Source organism: Streptomyces sp. NPDC006743 (genome assembly GCF_040703815.1).
Lineage (GTDB): Bacteria > Actinomycetota > Actinomycetes > Streptomycetales > Streptomycetaceae > Streptomyces.
On record NZ_JBEYJA010000075.1, the window covers coordinates 1 to 25,186 of the forward strand.

The 25,186-nt window shown below is 71.5% G+C and carries 8 protein-coding genes and 1 pseudogene; 3 read left to right on the plus strand and 6 right to left on the minus strand.

Features of this window, described 5'->3' with window-relative positions; all coding sequences use genetic code 11:
• Nucleotides 1–104: 104 nt before the first annotated feature.
• The 3 genes and pseudogenes from ABZ719_RS34485 to ABZ719_RS34495 form a co-directional block, all read right to left on the minus strand.
• Nucleotides 105–524: pseudogene (locus ABZ719_RS34485) on the minus strand (transposase); the annotation flags it as partial.
• Between the two features lie 74 nt (nt 525–598).
• Nucleotides 599–2,569 (minus strand): acyl-CoA dehydrogenase, encoded by a 1,971-nt coding sequence (locus tag ABZ719_RS34490; protein ID WP_366729108.1) that lies wholly within the window; start codon nt 2,567–2,569, stop codon nt 599–601.
• A 755-nt stretch (nt 2,570–3,324) separates the two neighbouring features.
• Nucleotides 3,325–3,927: a TetR/AcrR family transcriptional regulator gene (locus ABZ719_RS34495; RefSeq protein ID WP_366729109.1), complete on the minus strand. Its 603-nt coding sequence runs from the start codon at nt 3,925–3,927 to the stop codon at nt 3,325–3,327.
• 113 nt (nt 3,928–4,040) lie between these two features.
• On the opposite strand from ABZ719_RS34495, the gene ABZ719_RS34500 reads away from it, so the two are divergent.
• Nucleotides 4,041–5,168: an alpha/beta hydrolase gene (locus tag ABZ719_RS34500; protein ID WP_366729110.1), complete on the plus strand. Its 1,128-nt coding sequence runs from the start codon at nt 4,041–4,043 to the stop codon at nt 5,166–5,168.
• 608 nt (nt 5,169–5,776) lie between these two features.
• On the opposite strand, the gene ABZ719_RS34505 is transcribed toward ABZ719_RS34500, so the two are convergent.
• The 3 genes from ABZ719_RS34505 to ABZ719_RS34515 all read right to left on the minus strand — a co-directional run bounded on the left by ABZ719_RS34505 (nt 5,777) and on the right by ABZ719_RS34515 (nt 22,632).
• Nucleotides 5,777–6,607 (minus strand): methyltransferase domain-containing protein, encoded by an 831-nt coding sequence (locus tag ABZ719_RS34505; RefSeq protein WP_366729111.1) that lies wholly within the window; start codon nt 6,605–6,607, stop codon nt 5,777–5,779.
• 99 nt (nt 6,608–6,706) lie between these two features.
• Nucleotides 6,707–10,765 carry a beta-ketoacyl synthase N-terminal-like domain-containing protein gene (locus ABZ719_RS34510; RefSeq protein ID WP_366729112.1) on the minus strand — a complete coding sequence of 1,353 codons (4,059 nt, stop codon included), beginning with the start codon at nt 10,763–10,765 and terminating at the stop codon, nt 6,707–6,709.
• Between the two features lie 53 nt (nt 10,766–10,818).
• Nucleotides 10,819–22,632, minus strand: a complete 11,814-nt coding sequence (locus ABZ719_RS34515) for an SDR family NAD(P)-dependent oxidoreductase (RefSeq protein ID WP_366729113.1) — start codon at nt 22,630–22,632, stop codon at nt 10,819–10,821.
• A 374-nt stretch (nt 22,633–23,006) separates the two neighbouring features.
• Here ABZ719_RS34515 and ABZ719_RS34520 point away from each other — a divergent pair, with 374 nt between their 5' ends.
• On the plus strand, nt 23,007–23,528 hold the full coding sequence (locus tag ABZ719_RS34520) for a pyridoxamine 5'-phosphate oxidase family protein (protein WP_366729114.1): 522 nt from the start codon (nt 23,007–23,009) through the stop codon (nt 23,526–23,528).
• 182 nt (nt 23,529–23,710) lie between these two features.
• Nucleotides 23,711–25,186 (plus strand): beta-ketoacyl synthase N-terminal-like domain-containing protein (locus ABZ719_RS34525; protein WP_366729115.1); only part of this gene is annotated, 1,476 nt, incomplete at its 3' end.

The following is a 25,186-nucleotide window of genomic DNA, read 5'->3' on the forward strand; positions in this document are numbered from 1 at the left end:
GAACCAGCAACCGAAGGGGAAGGTTGGTATGCCACCCCGACAGCCTCCCACCCACACGGCCACCGCACCCACCGAACTTACGAAAAGATCAGTAAGAACTCCTATCACAATGACTTCAGGCGTCGCCGGCAGATGAGTGCGCATCCGAGGGTGAGGAGGGCTTCGTGGATGTCGTTGCATATCTCCCAGCGGATCCGCAGGCGGCGGAACCAGTGGAGATGGGCGAACGCGCGCTCCACGACCCAGCGTTGAGTGCCCAGAGCGGAGCCGTGCTCGGTGCCGCGGCGGGCGATCAACGGCTTCACGCCGAGGTCCCGGACAAGGCGGCCGTACTTGTCGTGGACGTAGCCGCGGTCGCCCAGCACCGCGTCCGGGCGACGCCGGGGCAGGCCGCGCTTGCCGCGCACGGGCGGCACGGCCTGGAGCAGTGGGATCAGCTGGGTGACGTCGTTGCGGTTGCCGCCGGTTCTGCCCCGGTCGACAGGGCTTCGTCCGTTCTTGGCTCCCCCTTTGACGCGCGGATGGTCGAGGTCCTGCGGTGAGATGGGCGGCGAGAGCGACAGCGCCGGGCGCCTCTCACGGTCGGGTGGAGGGCACCTCATCCGGCGGGACCGACGAGCTCCGGTGACCGCAGAACGGGGGCCGGGATGCCCCAGGCGTCGACGAGGTCGACGGCGAGGGGGCGCACCTTGCGGCAGAGGTCGCTCACCTCGCGGCTGATCGCCTTGGACCTCTGGACGGTCAGCCGGCCGTGTTCCATGAACCAGGCGCGGTCGGCTTCGATGGTCGAGAGCGCGAACAGGTCGCACAGCAGCCCAAGGGCAGCCTTCTCGCTGCCTTCGGGAAGTGCGCGCACCTTGTCGACGAAGGCTTCCGTGACCAGTCGTTCGACGTGAGCCCGGGCGAGGGCGATCACGTGGTCCTGGACCTGGGAGAAGACCGCGCCGGGTTCGACCTGCCGGTCTATGCCGCGCTTGATGCGGCGGGCGAGGCCGACGAGCATGTGCTCCTCGCGGAAGCGGACCATGGCGAGCTGGTACTCCGAGTCGAGGAGTCCGGCTTCCCGGTCCCACGCGTCACCGCCGGGCAGCAGGTCGCGGACGCGTTCGAGGAGCTTGTGCGCCGAGGTCCGCTCGATGACGGTCTCGACGGCGAGGCCGGTGACGTAGCGGACCATGCCGAGCTGGTCGAGGTCCTCGAACTCGCTGGCGTGGTCGGTGAGCAGGCCCTTGGCCACGAGCTGGAGGAGCACGTGGTTGTCGCCCTCGAAGGTGGTGAAGACATCGCTGTCGCGTTTGAGGGCGGCGAAGCGGTTCGCAGCGAGATAGCCGGCGCCGCCGCACGCCTCGCGGCACTCCTGGACGACGCGAGTGGCGTGCCAGGTGGCGAGCGCCTTGATGCCGGCGGCCCGCGATTCGAGGCGGCGCCGTTCCTGCGGGTCGTTTTCGACGCCGGAGAAGACTTCGTGCAGCTGGGCTCGTACGACGTCCTGGGCGAAGTGCAGCGCGTAGGTGCGGGCGAGGAGGGGGAGCAGCCGGCGCTGGTGGAGACCGTAGTCGAGGAGTACCTGTTCCGCGGTGTCCGGGGACGCCTTGAACTGGCGCCGCCGGTCGGCGTACTTGGTGGCGACCGCCAGTGCGACCTTGGCGACGCTGACGCCGGCTCCGGCGACGCTGACCCGGCCCTGCACGAGGGTGCCGAGCATGGTGAAGAAGCGCCGGTCGGGGTTCTCGATGGAGCTCTCATAGGTACCTTCGGGAGTGACCCGGGCGAAGCGGTCGAGGAGCGCCTCGCGGGGGACACGTACACCGTCGAAGCGGATGCGGCCGTTGTCGACGCCGTTGAGGCCCATCTTCCGGCCGTCGTCCTCGATGGACACACCGGGCAGAACCCGGCCGTCTGCCCGGAGGGGGACGACGAAGGCGTGGACGCCCTCGGAGCGGCCGTCCACCTCCAGCTGGGCGAAGACGACGGCGATTTCGGCGTGGCGGGCGGCGTTGCCTATGTAGTCCTTGCGGGCCTGCTCGTCGGGGGTGGTGAGGACGAACTCCCGGTTGCCGGGGTCGTAGCGGGCGATGGTGCCCAGCGCCTGGACGTTGGAACCGTGACCCGTCTCGGTCATGGCGAAGCAGCCCATCAGCTCTCCGGTGACGAGGCGGGGCAGGTACGTCTTGTGGTGGTGGCCGGTGCCGAGATGCAGGATGGCTCCGCCGAAGAGCCCGAACTGGACGCCGACCTTCACGAGGACGGAGAGGTCGCCGAACGCCAGGGTCTCGAAGGCGGCGATCGACGCGCCGACGTCGTCCCCGCCGCCGTACGCGGCGGGGAAGCCCATGCCGGTCTGACCGGTCGCGGCCAGCTGGACGACGACATCGCGGACCCTCTCGCGGAACGCGTCGATGCCCAGCGCGTCGGCCTCGTCGAGGACGGCGGCATGGGTGACCAGGTTCGTCCGGACGAGATCCCGGATCTCGGCGTACTCGCCGTCGAGGACCGCGGTGAGGGACGGGATGTCGATCTCGGCCTGGAGCCGGCCGATTGCGGGGGCGGAGGTGTTCTCGGTGGCCATGCCGCTTCGCTACCCCGAGCCGCGACGATCAACCGGCGCCCAGGGTGGTCGGCGCAGGGCTCAGGACCAGCGCGCGGTTCCGGGCGGCTGGTTGGCACCGTCGCCCGAGGCCGGGGCGCGCCGTCTCGCGCGGCCAGGGCACGCCATGCCGGCGCTGCTGGGCGCGCCGGGCACACGTGGCAGCAGCCAGTGCGGCCCTGGGCGGTGACTACTTCTGCAGTGAGTCTGCGCTGACGGTCCGGGGCGTGCCGTCGGCGAAGGTGAGGGGTCAGCAGGTCGTGGGAGTCGCTGTCCGGTCACCAGGCGGTCCACCTGCCGTACAGCAGTGAGCGGATGTGCCCCGCGGTGGCGTGGACCGTGCGTCCGTGATCGCGCACGGTGATCTCCTTCACGTCGGAGCCCATCGAGCCGACTGCGTAGTGGAACGGAGCCGGCTGCCCCGGGGGCCTTGCGCGTCGAGCGTGATGCCGTCCGCAGATACCTTGACCGGCGGACCGCCACCGCGATGCCGGTGCCGTCCGCGCCGCGATCCGAGCCTGCGTCAGCTCATTGCGCGGGCGGGCTCCTGTCGCGGGCGGGCCCGCCCCGCCGACGCAGTGCAGAGGTGCGCGTCGACGTCGTCCGCAGGGATCCGGGCGACCATGTAGTGAACAGGGCAGATGATCGCGATGCCGCCGGACCGCGCCCGACCGCCTCTTGCGGCCGTCCCCGCCGGGGCTGACGAAGTCGTTCCTGTCACGGTGATGGCGGTCGGGTCATGCCGGGCTGAGGGACCGGCGCCAGTGGCCGGTGATGCTGCGGCGCAGCTGCTCGGTGTCGACGCATGCAGGGGCCAGCAGCCGCTGCAGGGCGATCCCGCGGAGTTGCCCGACGATCGCGACGGCGACTTCTTCGGGCTCGACGGCGGGGTCGACGGCGCCATCCGCGATGCCGGCTTCGATGTCCTCGCGCAGGTCGGCGCGGAAGGCCTCGTCCCGCTCGCGGAAGATCTGGGCCAGTTCGGGTTGGGTGGCGGCCTCGGCCCACAGCAGCAGAAAGGCCTGGTTGAACACGCTGGTCCGGCCGAGTTCGCCGAGGTAGCCGTCGATCAGCCGCAGCAGGCGGTCGAGCCCGGCCGGAAGATCGTTCAAGCCCGGCACGAACCCAGTCTGCGTGGCGCGCGCAAGCCGCTCGATCAGTGCCTGCTTGCCGCCGAAGTGATGGGTGACGATGCCGCGGCTGTAACCGGCGCGCTCCCCGATACGGGCCAGGGTCAGCGCGCGCACACCCTGCTCGACGATCAGCTCGGCCGCGGCCGTCAGCAGAGCCGCCTCCGCCTGGTCGCGGCGGTCTTGCTGGGTGCGACGGGTGGTGGTCATGCGTGGAGTCTAGCAAGATAACTTGCGTGTCGGATAACAAGTATGTGTAGTGTGAGCGTTGTACCGTTGCAGCCCGGCTCCGCAGCCGGCTCCGATTCCAGGAGGTTCCCCCTGTGATCGAAATCGACGACCGCGAACTCGACACACTCCTCGCCGAGGACCCCGGAGGCCCGGTCGTGATGCTCAATCTGCTGCGATTCCGCCCGGACGGCTGCCGCGGGAGCTACCAGCGCTACGCCGAGGCGCTCGGCCAGTCGATCAATGCGAGGTACGGCCTGAGCGCGGAATACCGGGGCAACGGCGGACGGGCGCTGGTCGCCGAGGATGGACAGGCCTGGGACATGAGTCGTGCTCGTCCGCCACCCCGACCGGAAGGTGTTCGCCGACATGATCCGCGACCCCGAGAACCAGGCGGTCGCTCACTTGCGCAGCGAGGCGCAGGTGGAGTCCGTGTTGCAGCCGGCAACGCCGGTCGTGCTCTGATGCCGGCGGTCTTCGTCCACGGCAACCCCGAGACCGCAGCGGTCTGGGAGCCGCTGCTGGCCGAGCTGGCAGCCGTCCGCTCCGATGTGGTTTGCCTGTCCCCGCCCGGCTTCGGGGCACCCCTGCCTGCCGGGTTCGGCGCCACACAGGCGGAATACCGGGACTGGTTGGTCAAGGAACTGATGGCGTTCGGCGAGCCAGTGGACCTGGTCGGTCACGACTGGGGCGGTGCCCACGTCGTGAATGTGGTGCTGAGCCGGCCTGCCCTGGTGCGCAGTTGGGCCAGCGACGTGCTCGGGATCTACGACCCCGGCTACGAGTGGCACGTGCCGGCCCGCCGCTGGCAGACGCCGGGAGCCGGCGAGGACGACGTCGCAGCCCGATTCGGTGGTACGGCCGAGGAGCGTGCGGCGGCGCTTGTGGAGCGGGGGATGAGCAGACAGGTCGCGGCTCGCGTCGCGGCGGGCCAGGACGAGGCGATGGGCCGCGCGGTGCTCGCTCTGTACCGCTCGGCCGCCGAGCCGGGTGCCCTTGGCGTCGGTCTGGAGCTGGAGCGCGCAGCGGCGCGACCGGGCTTGGCCGTGCTGGCCACGGCGGACGGGGTCGTCGGTACCGACGAGCAGCGCCGCCGGTCGGCGGGCCGTGCAGGGGCACGATCGGCGGTCCTGAAGGGCTTGGGCCACCGGTGGATGACCGAGGACCCGGCCGTCGGCGCCGCGGCCCTGACCGAATTCTGGGAGACGATCCGCTACCGGTAGTTCGTCAGCGCGGCGATGGGCCGTCGTGCCGCCGATCGCGTCCGCGACATCGATCCCCGGCCCGTCACCCCCCGACTCCTGCCGGCCTCGACCGCCGTACGCCACGCCTTCCCCCGCGACACCCACGACGGCGCCGCCGTCCGCTCCGTCCTCCGGCCTCGTCGTCCATCTCGCACTCCAGCTGCGCCGCCGCGGGCAGGCGCCCGCGCGCTCACTGTGACGCTGCGTTTCGCGGACGGTGCCGACTGGGAGAAGACCCGACGCCTGCCCGAGCCCACCGCCCGCGAACGACGCAAGAAGCCGCGCGTCGCCTGACTCAGCCCCGGGCGATATCACGGCGCTGTCCCCACGGGTGCAGCGCCTTCGCGTTTGCGGTGTCGTGGCCAATCCCGAAGGTCCCGTCCAGGTGGGCAAAGGTTCATCGAGAGGACCTCCTCGTGCGCTTCGCCCGGACCGCCGCGGCCGCCGCCGCTCCTCGTCCCGGCCGCCGCCCATCCGGCCGCGGCCGCACCGTACTCCCGCCCACCCGGGCAGAACAGCTAGTGATTGGCCGATCCGGCGACCTTCGCGTTCAGCCGCGCTCTCCGCTTCGACGGCCGGCGACGCGTTTACGGCGTCTTGTGCGCCGTGGCCACCAGGTAGCCGAACTCCGGCAGCGCGGAGATCGGGTGCACCAGGACCTCGATCAACTGCCGGGCCGCGTCACCGAACTGCTCCTCCAGGGAGCTACGGTGCTCGCTCGCGCCATCGGCCATGATCCGCAGCGTTCGCCTGGTGTGCTCACTGACGTCCAGCAGCTCGTCCAGCTTCAGGCCCGCGCCGGTGATCAGGGCCCGGTAGTCGTCGATGCTGGGAAGCTCGACGATGGCGAACTTCCCCTTCGCGTCGTCGAGTACGTCCTGGTACTCCGGCCTGATCGGCTCGCGTTGGCAGGTGTCGGCGATCACCAGGCGGCCGCCGGGGCGCAGTACACGCTTCATCTCCGCCAGCGCGCGGGAACGCTCCATGTGCAGGAGCGATTCGAACGCCCAGGCCACGTCGAACGAGGCATCCGGATAGGGCAGCGCCATCGCGTCGGCGTGATCGAACCGGACGCGATGGGACAGGCCCGCCGCCGCGGCGCGGGCATTGGCCTCCTGCGCCTGTCCCGAGTTGATCGTGACGCCGGTGATGTCCGCCTCGACCGTACCGGCCAGGCGGAGCGCGGGCGTTCCGATACCGCAGCCGACATCGAGCATCCGCTGGCCGGGCCGCAGCCCCAGTTGCTCGATGAGCAGGTCGGTGAGCCGATCCGTGGCGACGTCCACGGAACTGTCGTCCTCGTCGGAAAGCCAGTATCCGTAGTGGAAGTTCTCACCCCAGAAACGCAGGAACATGTGGGTGAACACGTCGTAGAAGTCCGAGACCAGCTCCGGCTGGGTATCCATGTGGTCAGTCATGTCCTTGCTTCTCCATGGTGTGATCAGTAGCCGTGTCCGCATGCGGGGCGGTTCGACCGGCGTGTATCGGTCATGGGGCGTCTTGCCTGATCGAGTCGGTTAGGGGGCGGGCCGCCGGTCCAGCCAGCCGCTGATTGCCGAGGCGGTGCTCGCGGCGTGTTCGTCGATCATGCTCAGGTGGGTGCCGGGCACGTCGATGGTGTCATGGTCGGGGCCCCAGTGGGCCCGCCAGTGATCGCCCGTGCGGGGCTGGCCGCCCATCCGTCCGGTGGCACGCAGCAGCAGTGTCGACACGCCGTCGATGTCGGTCGGTGACCAGTCGTCGAACAACTGGAGGTGGTGTGCCATCGCGGTCAGCTCGGCGCCGCGCGGCGGCTGCGTCGCGGTCCATTCGGCATACGCGTCGCCGAGCAGGTCGAACTGGATCTCGGCCAGACCCGTACTGCCCGGCAGGTGGCTGTCCAGCAGCACGAGTGACTCCGGTGCGGTGCCGAGATCCTTGAGCCGGGCGGCTGCCGCGTGTGCGATCCAGCCGCCGGAGGAGTATCCGACGAGGACGTAGGGGCCGGTCACGTGGGAGAGCACCGTCTCGGCGACCGCAGCCACCAGATCGGTCCGGGTGCGGTGAAGGGACTCGTGGTCGGCGTAGCCCGTCAACGGCAGCACAGCCATGTTGTGCGTCGCACGCAGCGTGTCGGCCGTCCGAGCGTATTGGTAGACATTGGAGGGAGCCATAACGGACGGGATGCAGACCAGGGTCGGACCCGCGAACCCCTGGGAGAACCTGACCGGTTCCCGCATACGGGGCGAGCCGGCACCCACGCGCATCCGGGCGGCGACGGCCAACAGCTCCAATCCGTCCTTCACCTGGTTCTGGGCGCAGGCCTGGGCGAAGAGGACCGGCAGCGGATCGGTCGCGGGTGGCGTCGCTCGGTCCGCGTCCGCCGGCGTCGGACGCGCCGGTGCGGCGGCGGGGGCGGCCGGTGGGGTTTCGAGGTCGTCGAGCGCGGCGAAACGGTCGGTCAGATGTGTGGCGACGGCGTGTGGCGTCGGCCAGTCGATGACCAGTGTCCGGGGCAGCTCCAGCCCGGTGACGGCCCTCAGACGCTCGGTGAGCCAGACTGCGGTCAGCGAGTCGAAGCCCAGCTCGGCAAAGCCCCGCTGGGGGTTCACGTCCTCGGGCGCGTCGTAGCCCATCAGCTGTGCCGCTTGGTCGCGCACTGCGGCGAGCAGGATCTCCGCCCACTCCTGGCGCGGGCGGTCGGCCATCTTGGCGCGTACGGAGGGGGTCTCGGGGACCGTCCCGGCCGTCACCGCGGCCGGCAGCGTGGCGCCCGTCCCGCCGACGACCCCCTGGTCGGCCAGCAGACTCGCCCCGGTCGGCAGGTGATCGACCAGCCAGTAGCGGCGGCGCTGGAAGGCGTAGGTGGGCAGGTCGAGCTGGGCGGCGCCGGTGCCGGCGTAGACCGCGCGCCAGTCGACCGGCACGCCGCGGACGAAAAGGGCAGCCACCGCGTCCAGCAGCGCGGCGGGCTCGGCCCGGCCCTGACGCAGCGTCGGCACGAAGGCCCGCTCGGGCATGCCCGGACCAGCCGGCGGCAGGCAGTCCCGGCCGAGTGCGGCGAGGACCCCGCCCGGCCCGAGCTCCAGGAAGGTGGTGACACCGGCCTCGCTCAGGCGCACGACACCGTCGTGGAACCGCACCGCCTCACGGGCCTGGGCGACCCAGTAGTCCGCCGAACGCATCCGCTCGCCCCGGTCCGCCTCGCCCGGTGCGAGCGGCACGATCGGGATGCGCGGCGCGGCGTACGAGAGGCTTTCGATCGCCGACCGGAAGCCGGCCAGGATCGGGTCGATCCGCGGTGAGTGGAAGGCGTGGCTCACCCGCAGTCCGCGCGGGCGGAGCCCCTTGTCGGTGAGGTTCGCCGTCAGCGTGGTGAGTGTCTTCTCGTCGCCGGAGAGCACCACCGAGGTGGGACCGTTCACCGCGGCCACGGACACGAGGCCGGTCAGCTGATCGAGCATCGGCAGGATGTCTTCTTCGGCCGCACGGACAGCGACCATCGCGCCGCCGGGTGGCATGTCCTGCATGAGGCACGCCCGGGCGGCGACCAACGCGCAAGCGTCCTCGAGCGACAGTATCCCGGCCACGTGCGCGGCAGTGACCTCGCCGATGGAATGCCCCGCGACGAAGTCCGGGCGTACACCCCACGACTCGACGAGCCGGAACAGCGCGGTCTCGACGGCGAAGAGGGCCGGCTGGGCGAATCCGGTGCGGTCGAGCAGGTCCAGCGGGTCGTTCCCGGCGAAGGTCAGGTCACGCAGCGAACGGCCGAGCGGACCGTCCAGGTGCGCGCAGACGGCATCGAACGCCTCGGCGAAGACCGGGTGCTCCGCGTACAGCTCGCGGCCCATGCCCAGCTTCTGCGCCCCCTGGCCGGTGAACAGGAAGGCCAGCCGTCCGCGCACGGTGGTGCCTGTCGTGACCGCGGCGTGCGGTGTGCCCCCGGCGAGTGCGCCGAGCCCGGCCAGCAGGTCGTCCCGGTCGGCGGCCACGACGACGCCGCGGCTGTCCAGGGCGGCGCGCGTGGTGGCCAGTGAGTATCCGACGTCGGTGGGGTCGGCCGGCTCGGCCCGGTTCGTCAGGAAGGCGGCCAGCCGCGCGGCCTGGGCGCGCATCGCGGCCGCCGTGTGGCCGGAGACCAGCCAGGGGACGGCCGCGAGCGTGCGGTGCGCGACGCCGTCGCCCTCCCGTCCGGGGTCGTCCTCGGGCACCGCTTCGAGGATGGCGTGCGCGTTGGTGCCGCCGATGCCGAAGGCGGAGACCGCCGCACGCCGTGGCCGGTTCTCCGTCTCCGGCCACGACCGCGACTCCTGCAGGAGTTCGATGTCGCCGGCCGTCCAGTCGACCTCGGTGGACGGCGGGTCGGCGTGCAGCGTCGGTGCCAGCGTGCCGTGCCGGAGCGACATCACCGTCTTGATCAGACCGCCCACCCCTGCGGCGGACTGGCTGTGGCCCAGGTTGGACTTGAGCGACCCCAGGAACAGCGGACGACCGGGCCGCCTGTCGCGCCCGTACGTGGCCAGCAGCGCCTGGGCCTCGATCGGGTCGCCCAGTGTCGTGCCAGTACCGTGTGCCTCGACGGCGTCGACGTCGGAGGACGTGAGCCCGGCCGCGGCCAGCGCGCGCCGGATCACCCGCTGCTGGGACGGGCCACTCGGCGCGGTCAGCCCGTTCGACGCCCCGTCCTGGTTGATGGCCGAGCCGCGCAGCACCGCCAGCACCGGGTGCCGGTGGCGGCGGGCGTCGGAAAGCCTCTCGACCACGACCATGCCGACGCCCTCGGCCCAGGCCGTACCGTCCGCGGCGTCGCCGAAGGACTTGCACCGGCCGTCGGGAGCGAGCCCGCGTTGGGTGCTGAACTCGACGAACGAGCCCGGCGTGGCCAACACGGAGACGCCACCGACCAGGGCGAGTGAGCAGTCCCCGGCGCGCAGGGCTCCCGCCGCGAGGTGCAGGGCGGTGAGCGACGAGGAGCAGCCGGTGTCGAGGGTCACTGCCGGACCCTCCAGCCCCAGGAGGTAGGAGATTCTGCCCGAGATGATCGCTCCTGCCAGGCCGCCGAGCAGGAGCCCCTCGAAACCGGCCGGGTAGCGCGCCAGCAGTGCCGCGTAGTCGGTCACACTCGGGCCCACGAACACCCCGGTCTCGCTGCCGTGCAGCGAGTGCGGATCGATCCGAGCCCTCTCCAGGGCCTGCCACGACGTCTCCAGCAGCAGCCGCTGCTGTGGATCCAGAGCGGTGGCCTCACGGGGCGAGATGCCCCAGAACTGCGCGTCGAAGTCCGCGACGTCGGTCAGGAAGCCGCCCTGCTGGGTGTAGCTGGTGCCCGGGTGATTGGGGTCGGGGTCGTAGAGCGAGTCGAGGTCCCAGCCCCGGTCGCGGGGGAACGGGGTGATCGCGTCCCGCCCGGTGACCGCTAGCTCCCACAGATCCTCCGGTGAGCGCACGCCGCCGGGATAGCGGCAGGCCATGCCGACGATCGCGATCGGCTCGCCGAGCCGCCGCTCCAGCTCCTCCGACCGCTTGCGGGCCTGTACGAGGTCTGCCGTGACCAGATTCAGGTAGTGCCGCAGTTTGTGATCGTTGTCGTCCATCTGCTCCTCGACCTCTCGTCCGACGCCGCGGCACTTTCCACGTGCGTACGGGATCACTCGTCCCGGCGGCCGAGCTGCGTGTTGATGAAACTGAACAGTTCGTCGTCGGAGGCCGCCGCCAGTGTCGCCACGTCGCCCTCGGCGCTCGCCGCCTGCGCCGGGCCCGAGAGCCGGCTCAGCAGGTCTCGCGCCCGGCCGACGAGCACGTCGCGCACTTCCGCCTCCTCGGTCGGCAGTGCGGAGAGCGACGCCTCCAGCCGGTCGAACTCGGCCAGTGCCGCGTCCGTCGGCGACGGCACACCGGCGGCCACCTCGGAGCGCAAGAACGAGGCCAGGATCGTCGGATTCGGGTAGTCGAAGACAAGCGTCACCGGCAGCCGCAACCCCGTCGCCGCGTTGAGCCGGTTGCGCAGCTGGACGGCGATCATCGAGTCGAAGCCGATGTCCTTGAAAGCCCGCTTGTGATCGACCTCCTCCGGAGAGTCGTGGCCGAGCACGGCCGCGACGTGCGAGCAGACCAGATCGAGCACGGCCGGCTCCCGGTCCTCCTCCGGCAGCGCGGCGAGCTTCTCGATCAGGGCCGCGCCGCGTTCGGCCGAGGCCGGGGACTCCGCCGTCCGCAGCCGGCGGACATCCGGCAGGTCGGCCAGGAGCGGGCTGGGCCGCAGCGAGGTGAAGCGGGCATGGAACCGGGCCCATTCGACTCGTGCGACGACCGGGCACGGCTCGTCCTCGGCGACGATCCGGTCCAGGGTCGCCAGGCCGGAGTCCACCGGCAGCAGGGGCAGACCTCCGCGGCGCAGCGAGTCGGCCGTCTCCTCGTCCTCGGCCAGCATTCCGGCCTCCCACGGGCCCCACGCCACCGAGACGGTGCGGCCGCCGCGGTCGTGCCGTTCCCGAGCCAGGGCATCGAGGTACGCGTTGGCGGCCGAGTACGCGGACTGATTGCCGACGCCCCAGGTCGCCGAGATGGAGCCGAACAGCAGCACCGTCTGGATGCTGTCGTGGTCGAGCAGCTCGTCGAGGTGCGCCGCACCGAGCACCTTGGCAGCCAAGACGTCGCCGAACTCGGTCAGCGTCGTGTCGGCGATCGGCCCGCCGTCGAGGCTGGCCGCGGCATGTACGACCGCGGTCAGCGGGCGCTCGGCGGGAACGGAGGCCAGCAACTCGACCACGGCGGCCCGGTCTGTGACGTCGCAGGCCGTCACCGAGACCGAGACGCCCCTGGCCGCCAGCTCCTCGACCAGGCGCTGGGCCCCGGCCGCTTCGGCGCCGCTGCGGCTGGCAAGCACCAGATGCTCGGCACCGCGGTCGGCCAGCCAGCGGGCCACTTCGGCACCGAGGCCGCCCGTGCCACCCGTCACGAGCACGGTACCGCGCGGCCGCCACTCGGGCGGCTCCTGGTCGGGCGCTGCCGCCCTGACCAGACGGCGGGCCAGGACGACCTGGGAGCGTACGGCGACCTCGTTCTCGCCGTTGCCCGCGAGCACACCGGCCAGTTCGGCGACCGTCTGGTCGTCCACCGTCTCCGGCAGATCGATCAGGCCGCCCCAGAGCCGCGGGTGTTCGAGGCCGGCGACACGTCCGAATCCCCAGACCAGCGCCTGGGTGGGCGAGCCGATGCGGTCCTGGGGACCGGCCGCCACCGCGCCCCGGGTCACCGCCCAGACCGGGGCGTCGAGTTCGGCGTCGAGCAGGGCCTGGGTGAGCACCACCGTGCCCGCGAGCCCTTGGGGCAGCGCCGCCGCGTCCGCGCACGGGGTCTCGTCCTCGGCCAACAGCGACAGCACCCCGACCGGGCTCGTGCCGTTCGCCGCGAGCTCGCGGAGCCGCTGGGCCAGCGCCGCCCGGTCGAGGTTGTCGCACGGTACGACCCAGGTCTCCAGGTCCGGCGCGTGGGCGGCGAGGCGGCGCACGGTCTCCGAGGCCCAGCACTCGGCCCGCTGCCCCTCGGGAACCACCGCCAGCCAGGTACCGTCGATCGGCGTACGCGTGCCGCCGGGCAGCGCGCGCCACGTGACGCGGTAGCTCCGGTCGTCGGTGTCCGTGTCGGTCGCGGCGTTCACGGCGCTCCGCAGCTGTGCACGACTGACCGGCCTCGCGACGACGGAGTCGAAGGAGGCGACGGGCTCGCCCGCGTCGTCGGTCAGCAGCATCGTGGAGGAGTCGGAGCCGTTGCGCCGGAAAGCGACCCGAAGCGAGCTCACTCCCCGGGTGTGCACGGTGATGCCGTTCCAGGAGAACGGCATCACCGCCTCGCTCTCGCTGTCGATCAGTCCGGCGACCGGCACCTGTAGGGCGGCGTCCAGCAGCGCCGGGTGCAGGCCGAACCGCCCCGCCTCGGCACGGACCGTGTCCGGCAGCGCGACCTCGCCGTACATGTCCTCGCCGTCCCGCCACAGCGCACGGATCCCGGCGAAGGCGGGCCCGTAGGCGTATCCGCGCTCGGCGAGCCGCGCGTAGAGGTCGGTCACATCGACCGCCTCCGCGCCGGCCGGCGGCCAGACCCTCAGGTCGCCCGGCACCGGGCCGGTACCGACAGGGGCGAGCGTGCCTTCCGCGTGCAGGATCCACCTGCTGTCGGCGCCTGACCCGGTGCGCCGCGAGTGCACCGTGACCGAACGCCGACCGGTGGAGTCGGCGGCGCCGACCGCGACCTGCACCGCCACACCTGACTTCTCCGAAAGCACCAGCGGCGCCTGGAAGGCCAGCTCTTCCAAGCGGGCGCAGCCGACGTGACGCCCGGCGTGGGTGACCAGCTCGACGAAGGCGGCCCCGGGCAGCAGGAGGGTGCCGAGCACGACGTGGTCGGCCAGCCACGGATGGGTCGCCAGCGACCACCTGCCGGTGAAGAGCACCTGGTCCTCGCCGGCGCGTTCCACAGCGGCGCCCAACAGGGGGTGATCGGCGGACGCCAGCCCCAAGTCGGTGGCACTCGCGGTCACCGCGCCGGCGGGCTCGACCCACAACCGGCGGTGCTGGAACGCGTAAGTGGGCAGGTCGATTCGGCCTCCGGCGGGGAACGCCCTCCCCCAGCGGACCGTTGCCCCGTGCACGAAGGCCGTGGCCAGGGAGCGGGTGAACGCGACGTCACCGCCGTTGCGCCGCAACGACCAGGACGCGGCGACCTCGGCGCCCCGGGCCTCGGCCACCGCCTCGACCGCGTCGACGAGGGCCGGGTGCGCGCTGAGCTCCACGAAGCAGCTGTGCCCGTCGTCCAGAAGAGCCTCGACGGCCGCGCTGAACCGCACCGTCTCCCGGAGATTGCGGTACCAGTAGTCGGCGTTCAGTTCGGTGCCGTCGACCCGCCCGCCGGTGACCGTCGAGTAGAACGGCACTTCCGCCTCAGCGGGCACGACGTCGGCCAGCGCGTCGACGAGCTCGGCGTGCAGTTCCTCCACCGCGTTCGAGTGCGACGCGTAATCGACCAGGAGCGTGCGCACCGGGACCTCCTCGGCCGTGAGCGCCGCGCACAAGTCCTGCAGTTCGTCGGCGGCGCCGGAGACGACCACCGACCGCGGCCCGTTGACCGCGGCGACGCCGAGCCCCGGGTAGTCGGCGAGCCGTTCCCGGACCCGGGCGACCGGCAGACCGATCCAGCCCATCCCGCCGCGCTCGGTCAGGCCGGCGATCAGGCGCGAGCGCAATCCGGCGATGCGGGCGCCGTCGGCCGGTGTGAGGACACCGGCCACCACGGCCGCCGCGATCTCGCCCTGCGAGTGACCGACCACCGCTGCCGGTTCGACCCCGAGCGACCGCCACAGCCGTGCCAAGGACACCATCACCGCGAACAGCACGGGCTGCACCACGTCCACCCGCTCCAGGCTCGGCGCGCCCGGAGCGCGGGTGAGGACGTCCGACAGCGAGGCGCCGTTCCAGTCGACGTGCGGGGCCAGCGCCGCGTCGCACTCGGTCATGGCGGCGGCGAACAGCGGGCTGCTGTTCCAGAGATCGAGGGCCATGCCACTCCACTGGCCACCCTGACCTGCGAAGACGAAGACCGGCTGGTTCGCGTCGCCGCCGTCGCCCAGCACCACGTCCTCGTGGGAGTCCGTCGTGCCGCCGGCGATCGCCGCGAGCCCCGCGGTCAGCGCGCCCAGATCCTCGGCGAGCACCACGGCCCGGTGCTCCAGCGTGGCCCGGCCGCCGAGCGAGCGGCCGAGGGCGTCGAGGTCCACCTCCGGGTGCTCGGCGAGGTGGGCGCCGAGCCTGGCCGCCTGATCGCGCAGTGCCGCCGCGCCGCGAGCCGAGAGGACGAACGGCTTGACGGATTGCGCGAGCACCTGACCGGACGCAGGCGGAGCGGGTGGCCCCTCCAGTTCCTCCGGCACCTCCGGTGCCTGTTCCAGCACCACGTGCACGTTGGTGCCGCTGATTCCGAACGCGGAGACGGCACCGAGCCGGGGGCGGTCGCGCTCCGGCCACTCCTGTGCCGCGGTCAGCAGCTTCACGGCACCGTCCGACCAGTCCACGTGCGGGGTGGGCTCCTCGGCGTTCAACGTCCGGGGCAGCAGACCGTGCCGCAGCGCCTGGACCATCTTGATCACCCCCGCCACGCCGGCGGCCGCCTGCGCGTGGCCCAGGTTCGACTTCAGGGAACCGAGCCAGAGCGGGGTCTCCTCGGTGTGCTCCCGCCCGTACGTCGCCAGCAGCGCCTGCGCCTCGATCGGGTCGCCGAGCCTGGTGCCGGTGCCGTGGCCCTCCACGACGTCCACATCGGCGGCGGAGACACCGGCATTGGCCAGCGCCTCTCGGATCACCCGCTGCTGCGAGCGGCCGTTGGGCGCGGTCAGCCCGTTGGAGGCGCCGTCCTGGTTCACCGCGGAGCCCTTCACCACCGCGAGGACCTGGTGGCCGTTGCGGCGGGCGTCCGACAGACGCTCCAGTACGAGCAGCCCGACGCCCTCGGCCCAGCCGGTGCCGTCCGCGTCCGCGCCGAACGCCCGGCAGCGGCCGTCCGGGGAGAGGCCGCCCTGCAGCGCGAACTCCTGGAACACCACCGGCGTGGACATCACGGCCACACCGCCGGCCAGTGCGAGGTCGGACTCCCCGGTCCGCAGCGCCTGGGCCGCCATGTGCAGCGTGGTCAGCGAGGACGAACAGGCGGTGTCCACCGTCAACGCGGGGCCCTCGAGGCCGAACTCGTAGGCGATGCGGCCCGAGGCCACGCTGGGCGCCGTCCCGGTCAGCAGGTGGCCGTCGAGACCGCGCGATCCGAGTGCGAGCAGGTTGCCGTAGTCATGGGCGCTGAGGCCGATGAACACGCCGGTCTTCGTGCCGCGCAGCGCCATCGGATCGATACCGGCACGCTCGAACGCCTCCCACGCCGACTCCAGCAGCAGACGCTGCTGCGGGTCCATCGCCGTGGCCTCACGCGGTGAGATGCCGAAGAACTCCGGATCGAATTCGGTCGCTCCGTGCAGGAAGCCGGCCGCCCGGGCGTTGGTCGTGCCCGGGCGGCCGGGCTCGGGATCGAACAACTCGGCCAGGTTCCAGCCACGGTCGGACGGGAACTCCGTGGCGGCGTTCCGGCCCTCCTCGACCATCGCCCACAACGCCTCCGGCGAGTCGACCCCGCCGCCGTAGCGGCAGGCCATGCCGACGATGGCGATCGCGTCGCCGCCGGTGTCTGCCGCGGCGATCGCGGGTGCGGCCGACGCGGAGGAGCCGGCGCTGACCACCTCGCCGAGCACGTACGCGGCCAGCGAAGTGAGGTCCGGGTAGTCGAAGACCACCGTTGCGGGCAGCCGCAGGCCGGTGAAGGCGGTGATCCGGTTGCGCAGCTCCACCGCGGCCAGCGAATCGAAGCCGATGTCCCTGAACGTCCGGTCCGGCGAGAGTTTCGACGCCGACGCGTGCCCGAGCACCGCCGCGGTCTCGGCGGCGAGAGCGTCCAGGACGATCCGGTGCCGGGCGGCCGGCGGCCGGGCGAGCAGACGACGGGTCCACGAGCCGGCACCGCCGCCACTCGCGACGGCGGCACGCCGCACCCGCCCGGAGACCTGGTTGCGCAGCAGGGGCGGCACCTCTCCGCGGAACGCGGCCAGGTCGAGCCGGACCGGCAGCAGCACCGGGGCCCCGACGGTGAGGGCCGCGTCGAAGAGGGACAGGCCTTCCTCGTCGGACAGCGGCTTGATGCCGGCGCGTGTCATCCGCTCCCAGTCGGCCTCCTTCAGGGAGGTCGTCATGTGGCTCGTGGCGGCCCAGAGGCCCCAGTCGAGCGAGACGGCGGGCAGCCCCAGCGCGCGGCGGTGCCGGGCAAGAGCGTCCAGGAACGCGTTGGCGGCGGCGTAATTGGCCTGGCCCGGTGCGCCCAACGCCCCGACGGCCGAGGAGAACAGCACGAAGGCGGAGAGGTCGAGGTCCTTGGTCAGCTCGTGGAGGAGCCAGCCGGCGTCCACCTTGGGACGCAGCACGGTGTCCACCTGCTCGGTCGTCAGCGAGCCGACGACACCGTCGTCGCTGGTGCCCGCGATGTGCACGACCGCCGTCAGCGGATGTTCGGCGGGGATCGCGGCCAGCACCCCGAGGAGCGACTCGCGGTCGGAGACGTCACAGGCAGCGGTCGTCACCGAGGCGCCGAGCCGGGTCAACTCGGATGCGAACTCGGTGGCGCCGGGGGCATCCGGGCCGCGCCGGCTCGCCAGCACGAGGTTGCGCACGCCGTGCTCGGCGACCAGGTGCCGGGCGACCAGGCCGCCCAGTGCGCCGGAGGCGCCGGTCACGAGCACGGTCCCGGCCGGATCGGCGGGCACCGGGACGGTCAGGGCGATCTTGCCGATGTGCCGGGCCTGGCTGAGGAATCTCAGGGCGTCCGGGGCCCGGCGGACGTCCCAGGTGGTGGTCGGAGGCAGGGTCAGAGCACCACGGGCGAACAGGTCCAGCAGCTCGGTCAACATCTCGTGGACCCGTTCGGGCGCCACTGCGAGCAGGTCGAACGCCTGATAGCGCACACCGGGGAACGCCTCGGACGCCCAGTCGGCGTCGCGGATGTCGGTCTTGCCCATCTCGACGAACCGGCCGCCGCGCGACAGCAGTCGTAGTGAGGCGTCCACGAGTTCGTTGGTGAGCGAGTTGAGGACCACGTCGACGCCGCGGCCGTCGGTGGCGCGGAGCAGATCGGGCTCGAACTGTGCGGTGCGAGAGTTCGAGACGCGTTCGCGGGGGACGCCGAGCTCGCGAACGGCCGCCCACTTGGCGGGGCTCGCGGTGGCGAAGATCTCGGCGCCCAGATGGGTGGCCAGCTGCACCGCCGCCATGCCGACGCCACCGGCGGCGGCGTGGACGAGCACAGACTCGCCGGGTTGCAGGTCGGCCACGTCGACGAGCCCGAAGTACGCGGTCAGGTAGGTGATCGGGACGGTCGAGGCCTGCAGGTACGACCACCCGTCCGGGATCGGTACCACCATCCGGTGGTCACCCACGGCCACAGGCCCGAACGGCCCGAAGAACAGGCCCATCACCCGGTCTCCGGGCTCCAGACCGGTGACTCCCGTGCCGACCTCGGTCACCACGCCGGCCGCCTCGCCGCCGAGCACTTCCTGACCGCGGACCAGGCCCAGGGTGGACATGACGTCCCGGAAGTTCAGGCCGGCGGCCCGGACGGCTATCCGCACCTCGCCCTCGGCCAGCGGCGCGACCGCCTCCGGCGACTCGATCAGGGCGAGCCCGTCGAAAGTGCCGGGGTGCGGGGCGGACAGGCGCCAGGCGGCCGACTCCGCCGGCACGGTGAGCGTCGTCGAGGAGGAGACCTTGACCAGGCGCGGCACCAAGGTCGTGCCCGCGCGTACGGCGACCTCGTCCTCCCCGGCGCCGAGCGCCGCCACCACGGCCGTGTCGGGCTCGCCGGGCCCGAGGTCGACCTGGACGAGCCGGCCCGGGTTCTCGGCACGCGCCGAGCGGAACAGGCCGTGCAGCGCCGCACCGGTCAGGTCGCGGACGTGTTCACCCTCGTACGTGGCCAGCGCGCCACGGGTGACCAGGACCAGCCGTGAGGCGGCCAGCCGATCGTCGGCCAGCCAGTGGCGCACCAGTTCCAGCATCCGGTTGACACCTGAGTGCACGCTCGCGGCCACGTCGTGGTCGTGGCCGGGACCGGAAGCGGCCAGCACCACGGTGGGCACCTCGCCTCCCGCGTCGAGGGCGGCCTGCAGCGCGGGGAAGCCGTCGTACGCCGTGTCTGTCGTGGGCGCGCCGCCACCCAGGTTCGCCCAGCCGGCGGCCGAAGAGGCCTCGACCTCACCGGCGGGAATCCACTCGATCTCGTAGAGGGGGCCGTGGGCCTGGGAAGCACTCTCGGCGATCTGCTCCGCGGTGGCGGACCGCAAGGTCAGCGAGTCGACGGACAGCACCGTGCGGCCGCTCCCGTCGGCGACCAGCAGTGCCACTGTGTCGGTCCCCACCGGAGTCAGCCGTACGCGCAGCGCGGAGGCACCGACGGCGTGCAGCCGGACGCCCGACCACACGAAGGGGACGACACCCTCGGTGGTGCCGGTGACCGCGATCGCGTGCAGCGCGGCGTCCAGCAGGGCTGGGTGCATGCCGTACGCGCCGGCGTCGCCCACGTGCTCGGGCAGCGCCACCTCGGCGAAGACCTCCCCCTCCCGCAGCCAGGCGGCCTTCAGACCGCGGAACACCGGCCCGTAGTCGTACCCGGCCGCGGCGAAGGTCTCGTAGAAATCGCTGAGTTCGACTTCCTCGACACCGGCGGGCGGCCACTCGGCCAGCTCGGGGTCGTCGCGGCCCACACCGGCGCTCCCCGAGACGAAACCGCTGGCGTGCCGTGTCCAGTCCGATTCGGTGCCGGAAGAGTCCGGGTCCTGCTGCTGCGACCAGATGGTGATCGACCGCCGGCCGGTGGACTCCTCCGGCTCGCCGACCACGATCTGCAGCGCCACGCCGCCCCGCTCCAGCAGCAGCGGAGCCTCGATGGTCAGGTCCTCGACCAGCTCACAGCCGACCTGGTCCGCCGCGCGCAGCGCGAACTCGACGAACGCGGTGCCGGGCAGCAGGGTGCGGCCGAACAGGGCGTGGTCGGTGAGCCAGGGCTGGGCGGAGAGCGACAGCCGGCCGGTGCACAGGAAGCCGCCGTCGTTGGCGAGCGAGACGCCGGCACCCAGGAGCGGGGCGTCCATCGAGCGCAGGCCGACCGAACTGAGGTCGTGCCCTCCGACGTGGCTGGTCTCCAGCCAGAAGCGTTCGTGCTGGAACGCGTAGGTGGGCAAGTCGACGCTTTGCGCACCGGTGCCGGCGAAGAAGGCAGACCAGTCCACCTCGACGCCGGCGGCGTGCAGGGTAGCCATCGCCACGGCGATGCATTCCACCTCGTCGCGCCGGCTGCGGAGGGACGGCGTGACCACCACCGATTCGTCGCCATAGCACTTGCGTACGTCGCTGCTCATCGACGCGGCGGGCGACAGTTCGACGAGTCGGGTGACGCCGCGCTCGCGCAGCCGGGCCACGCCGCCGACGAGGTCCACCGGGTCGCGCATCTGCCGGACCCAGAACTCGGGGGTGCACAGCACCTCAGCGGGCACCACCAACGGGATGGTCGGGGCCGAATAGGTCAACGTCTCCACCACGGCCCGGAACCGGGCCTGGATCGGCTCCATCGTGGCCGAGTGGCCCGCGACGCCGACCCGCAGCGTGCGGCACGAGTGGCCGAGCTCGGTCAGTCGCGCCACAGCCGCCTCGACCGGGCCCTCCAGCCCCGAGAGGGTGACTGAGCCCGGGCTGTTGATACCGGCGAGCGAGACGCCCTCGAAGTCGGCGATGACCGGCTCCACCACGTCGGCGCCGGCCGCGACCGAGACCATCACGCCGGCGGCCGAGGTCTGGATCAGCCGTGCCCGGGCGGTGACCATGGTGGCCGCGTCCTCGAGCGACAGCACACCCGCCACGTGCGCCGCCGCGATGTCCCCACAGGACTGACCGAGCAGGTGGTCGGGCCGCAGTCCCCACGACTCGACCAGTCGGTAGAGCGCCACCTCGATCGCGAACAGCGCGGGATGCGCGTACTCGGGCCGATCCAGCGTCGGGCCGCCCTCGGTGATGATCCGCGGCAGCTCGGGGTCGAGCCACCCCAGCACCTCCGAGTACGCCGTGGCGAAGACGGGGAACGCGGCCGCGAGCTGGGCGCCCATGCCGGTGCGCTGCGAGCCATGTCCGGGGAACATCACCGCGGTGAGACCGCGGCACTCGGTGCCGACGACCGCCGTGGCACCGCTGCCGCCGCCGGCCAGCAGGTCGAGCTGCGCTAGCAGGTCCTCCTTGTTACCCGCGACCACGGCGGCGCGGTGCTCGAACGTCACACGACGCAGCGCGAGCGACTTCGCGACGTCGAGCAGGGCGACGTCCTCCTCGGCGAGCCAGTCACGCAGCCGCGTCGCCTGGGCGGCCAGGGCCTGCGGAGTACGGGCGGAGAGGAGGAAGGGCAAGGCGGTCGGCTGTGCGCTCACCGGCTCGGCCTCGACCGCCTCCGGCGCGGGCGCCTCCTCGATGATGACGTGCGCGTTGGTACCGCTCATGCCGAACGACGACACACCTGCCCGGCGCGGCCACTCGTTCTCCGGCCACGGGCGGTTCTCCGTCAACACCTCGACGCCGCCGGCCGACCAGTCCACTTCGTGCGTCGGCTCGTCCACGTGCAGCGTCTTGGGGAGGACGCCGTGGCGCATGGCCATCACCGCCTTGATCACACCGGCGACGCCCGCGGCCGCCTGGGTGTGACCCACGTTCGACTTCAGGGAGCCCAGCCACAGTGGCTCGCCGTTCTTCTTCTTGCGGCCGTAGGTGGCCAGCAGGGCCTGCGCCTCGATCGGGTCGCCCAGCCGGGTGCCGGTGCCGTGCCCCTCGAGCAGGTCGACCTGCTCCATCGGAACCTGGCCGTCGGCCAGCGCCGCCTGGATGACCCGTTGCTGGGCGGGGCCGTTGGGAGCGGTCAGACCGTTGGAGGCACCGTCCTGGTTGATCGCCGAACCGCGGATGACAGCAAGCACCGGGTGGCCGTTGGCCTGTGCGTCGGAGAGTCGCTCGAGCAGGACCAGGCCGACCCCCTCCGACCAGCCGGTGCCGTCCGCGGTGTCCGCGTACGCCTTGCACCGGCCGTTGGGCGCGATGCCGCGCTGTCGACTGAAGTCGACCATGACCAGGGGCGAGCACATCGACGCGACGCCGCCGGCCAGAGCCATCGAGGACTCGCCGCGGCGCAGGGCCCGAACGGCGTAGTCCATCGCGACCAACGAGGAGGAACAGGCGGTGTCGACGGTGACAGCGGGACCCTCGAAGCCGAACGTGTACGCGACGCGGCCGGAGAGCACGCTGGGTGCGTTGCCCAGCAGCAGATAGCCGTCGACCTCGCGGGGGGCCGTGACGGTCAACGGCACGTAGTCATGGGTGTTCGAGCCTATGAACACACCTGTCTCGGTGCCGCGGAGGGTCTCCGGGTCGATGCCGGCACGTTCGAACGACTCCCAGGCGGCCTCGAGGACGATCCGCTGCTGCGGGTCCATGGCGAGAGCTTCGCGTGGGGAGATGCCGAAGAAGTCCGCGTCGAAGTCGGCCAGGCCGGACATGAAGCCGCCCTCGCGGGTGTACGTCTTTCCGGGCTTGCCGGGCTCCGGGTCGTAGATGCTGTCCATGTTCCAGCCCCGGTCGGTCGGCGAGTCGCCGATCGCGTCGGTTCCACTGGAGACCAGTTCCCAGAGGTCCTCCGGCGACCAGACGTCACCGGGCAAGCGGCACGCCATCGAGACGATGGCGATCGGCTCGGTGTCCTGGGCCTCCCTCTCAGTGATCTTCTTGCGAGCCTGGTAGAGGTCGCTCGTGACCAACTTGAGATACTGGCGAAGCTTGTCCTCGTTCTCCATACGAGCAACCCCATCTGTCTCTGTCTGTTCCAGTGGCCCGAGGGACCCCGGAGTGGTCCGGCATACCCCGGACTTGTCAAGCCTGGACACGCGGCAGGCGTCCGCTGAGGCCGGCTGTCCAGGGGTCCGGCGGAGAGCTCGGCCGAAAATGCTTGAGTGGGACCACGATCAGAACCGCCTCTGGACGGTCGCGTGAACAACCATGCTCTTACGACGTCCTCGCGGGCACCCCCTAACCCCCCTAGCCGCCCTCCCGGTTGGCGCGCGGTTTTTCGGGGTGTCGTTGTCGCAGTCGCACTGCGAGCATGAACCGTGAAAGCCAGACCGGTGCGTCTCGCTGGTCGCCCACAGCGGACGAGCGAAGGGACAGCAGCATGACTGCCGAGGTGTTGGACAACAAGAAGAAGCCGACGGGGACGCCGGCATTCATCTTCAGTCAGACCGCGCCGGGGCCGACACAACCGTGGAGCTGGGCGGAGAATCTGCTGGAGTCCGCGGCCACTTACTGGCTGGTCACCACCAGCCCGGACGGGCACCCGCACAGCAGGCCCCTGTGGGGTATCTGGCAGCAGAACACCTTCTGGTTCTCGAGCCAGAACCGCTCCGGCGAATTCCTGAAGGCGAACCCGCGGGCCTCCGTGAACCTGCAGGTCGGCGAGGACGTCGTGATGATCGAGGGCAGTTGCTCCCGAGTGCTCGGGAACGACGACATCAACGTGCTCGCCGACGGCGTCGGGGTGAAATACGACTGGGAACTCACGGTGAGCGAGGATCGCGTCCACACGCGTTTCGGCCAGAGCGCTCCGGTGTTTCGGCTGAATCCCGAACGGGTCTACGGGTGGGCGGGAATTGCCGGATGGGAGTCCGCGACCAGGTGGGACTTTCCGCAGTCCTGACCGACTGAGATCGGCCGTGCGGTAATTCGGCCCAGGTCTCTTTCTCGTGCCGTTTCGTGGACCGGTGGTGGCGCGCCCCGTGTGCACCGCGCCGCTCCGGTTCTCTCAGACCGTGGCCCCGGCGGGCCCTCCTGCAACTCTCGTCGTCCTCCGACGAGTCACGGTGAATGACGCTCGCTGCAGTGGACGTGCAAGACGCGATTCGAACGTGGAAGGGGACGATCCGAGTGGATGTCCGGGCCCAAGACGGCAACATCGCGGTGGTTGGTGCGTCCTGCCGTTTCCCGGGCGCTGACGGGCCTCGGCAACTGTGGCGCCTCCTGGCCGCGGGACGCCACGCGATCACCGAGTGCCCGTCCGGACGACGTGGCCCGAACAGGACGGTAGCACCCCCCTGGGGCGGGTTCCTCGACGCCGTCGACGAGTTCGACGCCGAGTTCTTCGGTATCTCCGCCCGCGAGGCGGCGTCCGTCGACCCGCAACAGCGACTCGTGCTGGAGCTGGGGTGGGAGGCACTGGAGGACGCGGGGATCGTGCCGGACAGCGTGCGCGGCGGCCGGCTCGGTGTCTTCGTGGGCGCCTTCGCCGACGATTACGCCCACCTCGTGCACCGCAACGGTTCCAGCGCGGCGACCCAGCACACCTACCCCGGCACCGAACGTTCGCTGATCGCCAACCGGCTCTCCCACTTCCTGGATGTGCACGGGCCCAGTGTGGGCATCGACAGCGGTCAGTCGTCATCGCTGGTCGCCGTTCACCTGGCCTGCCAGAGTCTGCTCACCGGTGAGTCGGACCTCGTCGTCGCGGGCGGCGTGCAGCTCAACCTGCTGCCGGAGTCCGTGGACATCGCAGACCGTTGGGGCCCGCTGTCACCGGACGGCCGCTGCTACACCTTCGACGCTCGCGCGAACGGTTATGTGCCGGGCGAAGGCGGCGGTCTCGTCGTGCTCAAGAGGCTCGAGGACGCCCTGGCCGACGGTGATACTCCGCAATGCGTGATTCTCGGGAGCGCAGTGAATCACGGCGGCAACGGTCACGCCCTGACCCAGCCCGACGAGCTAGCACAACAAGACGTCCTGCGCCGCGCTCACGAGCGCGCTCGAATCAGTGCCACACAACTCCAGTACGTCGAGTTGCACGGAACGGGAACACCCGCCGGCGACCCCGTGGAGGCCTCCGCGCTCGGTGCCGTTGTCGGCTCCGCCCGGCCGCGAACGCAACCACTGCCCGTCGGATCGGTCAAGACGAACCTGGGGCATCTGGGGGCAGCCGCGGGGATCGCCGGCCTCATCAAAGTGGCGATGGCGATCCGCCACCGCGAACTCCCGGCCAGTCTCAACTTTGAGCTGGCCAACCCAAAGATCGCGCTGGAGGAGCTCAATCTCCGAGTGCAGCAGGACCTCGGTTCGTGGGAATCGGCCGACAGCCCTCTGATCGCCGGCGTCAGTTCCTTCGGCATGGGCGGCACGAACTGCCACCTGGTCATCAGCGATGCCCCGCCCGCCCCGACCGTCTCGCGCACGGAACCTGAGACCGGGAAGGCGGACTCCGGGCAGTCATCCACGGTGTTGCCGTTTGTGTTGTCGGGTCGTGGGTCGGGGGCGTTGTGTGGTCAGGCTGCTCGTTTGCGGTCGTTTGTGGCGGAGCGGCCGGATGTG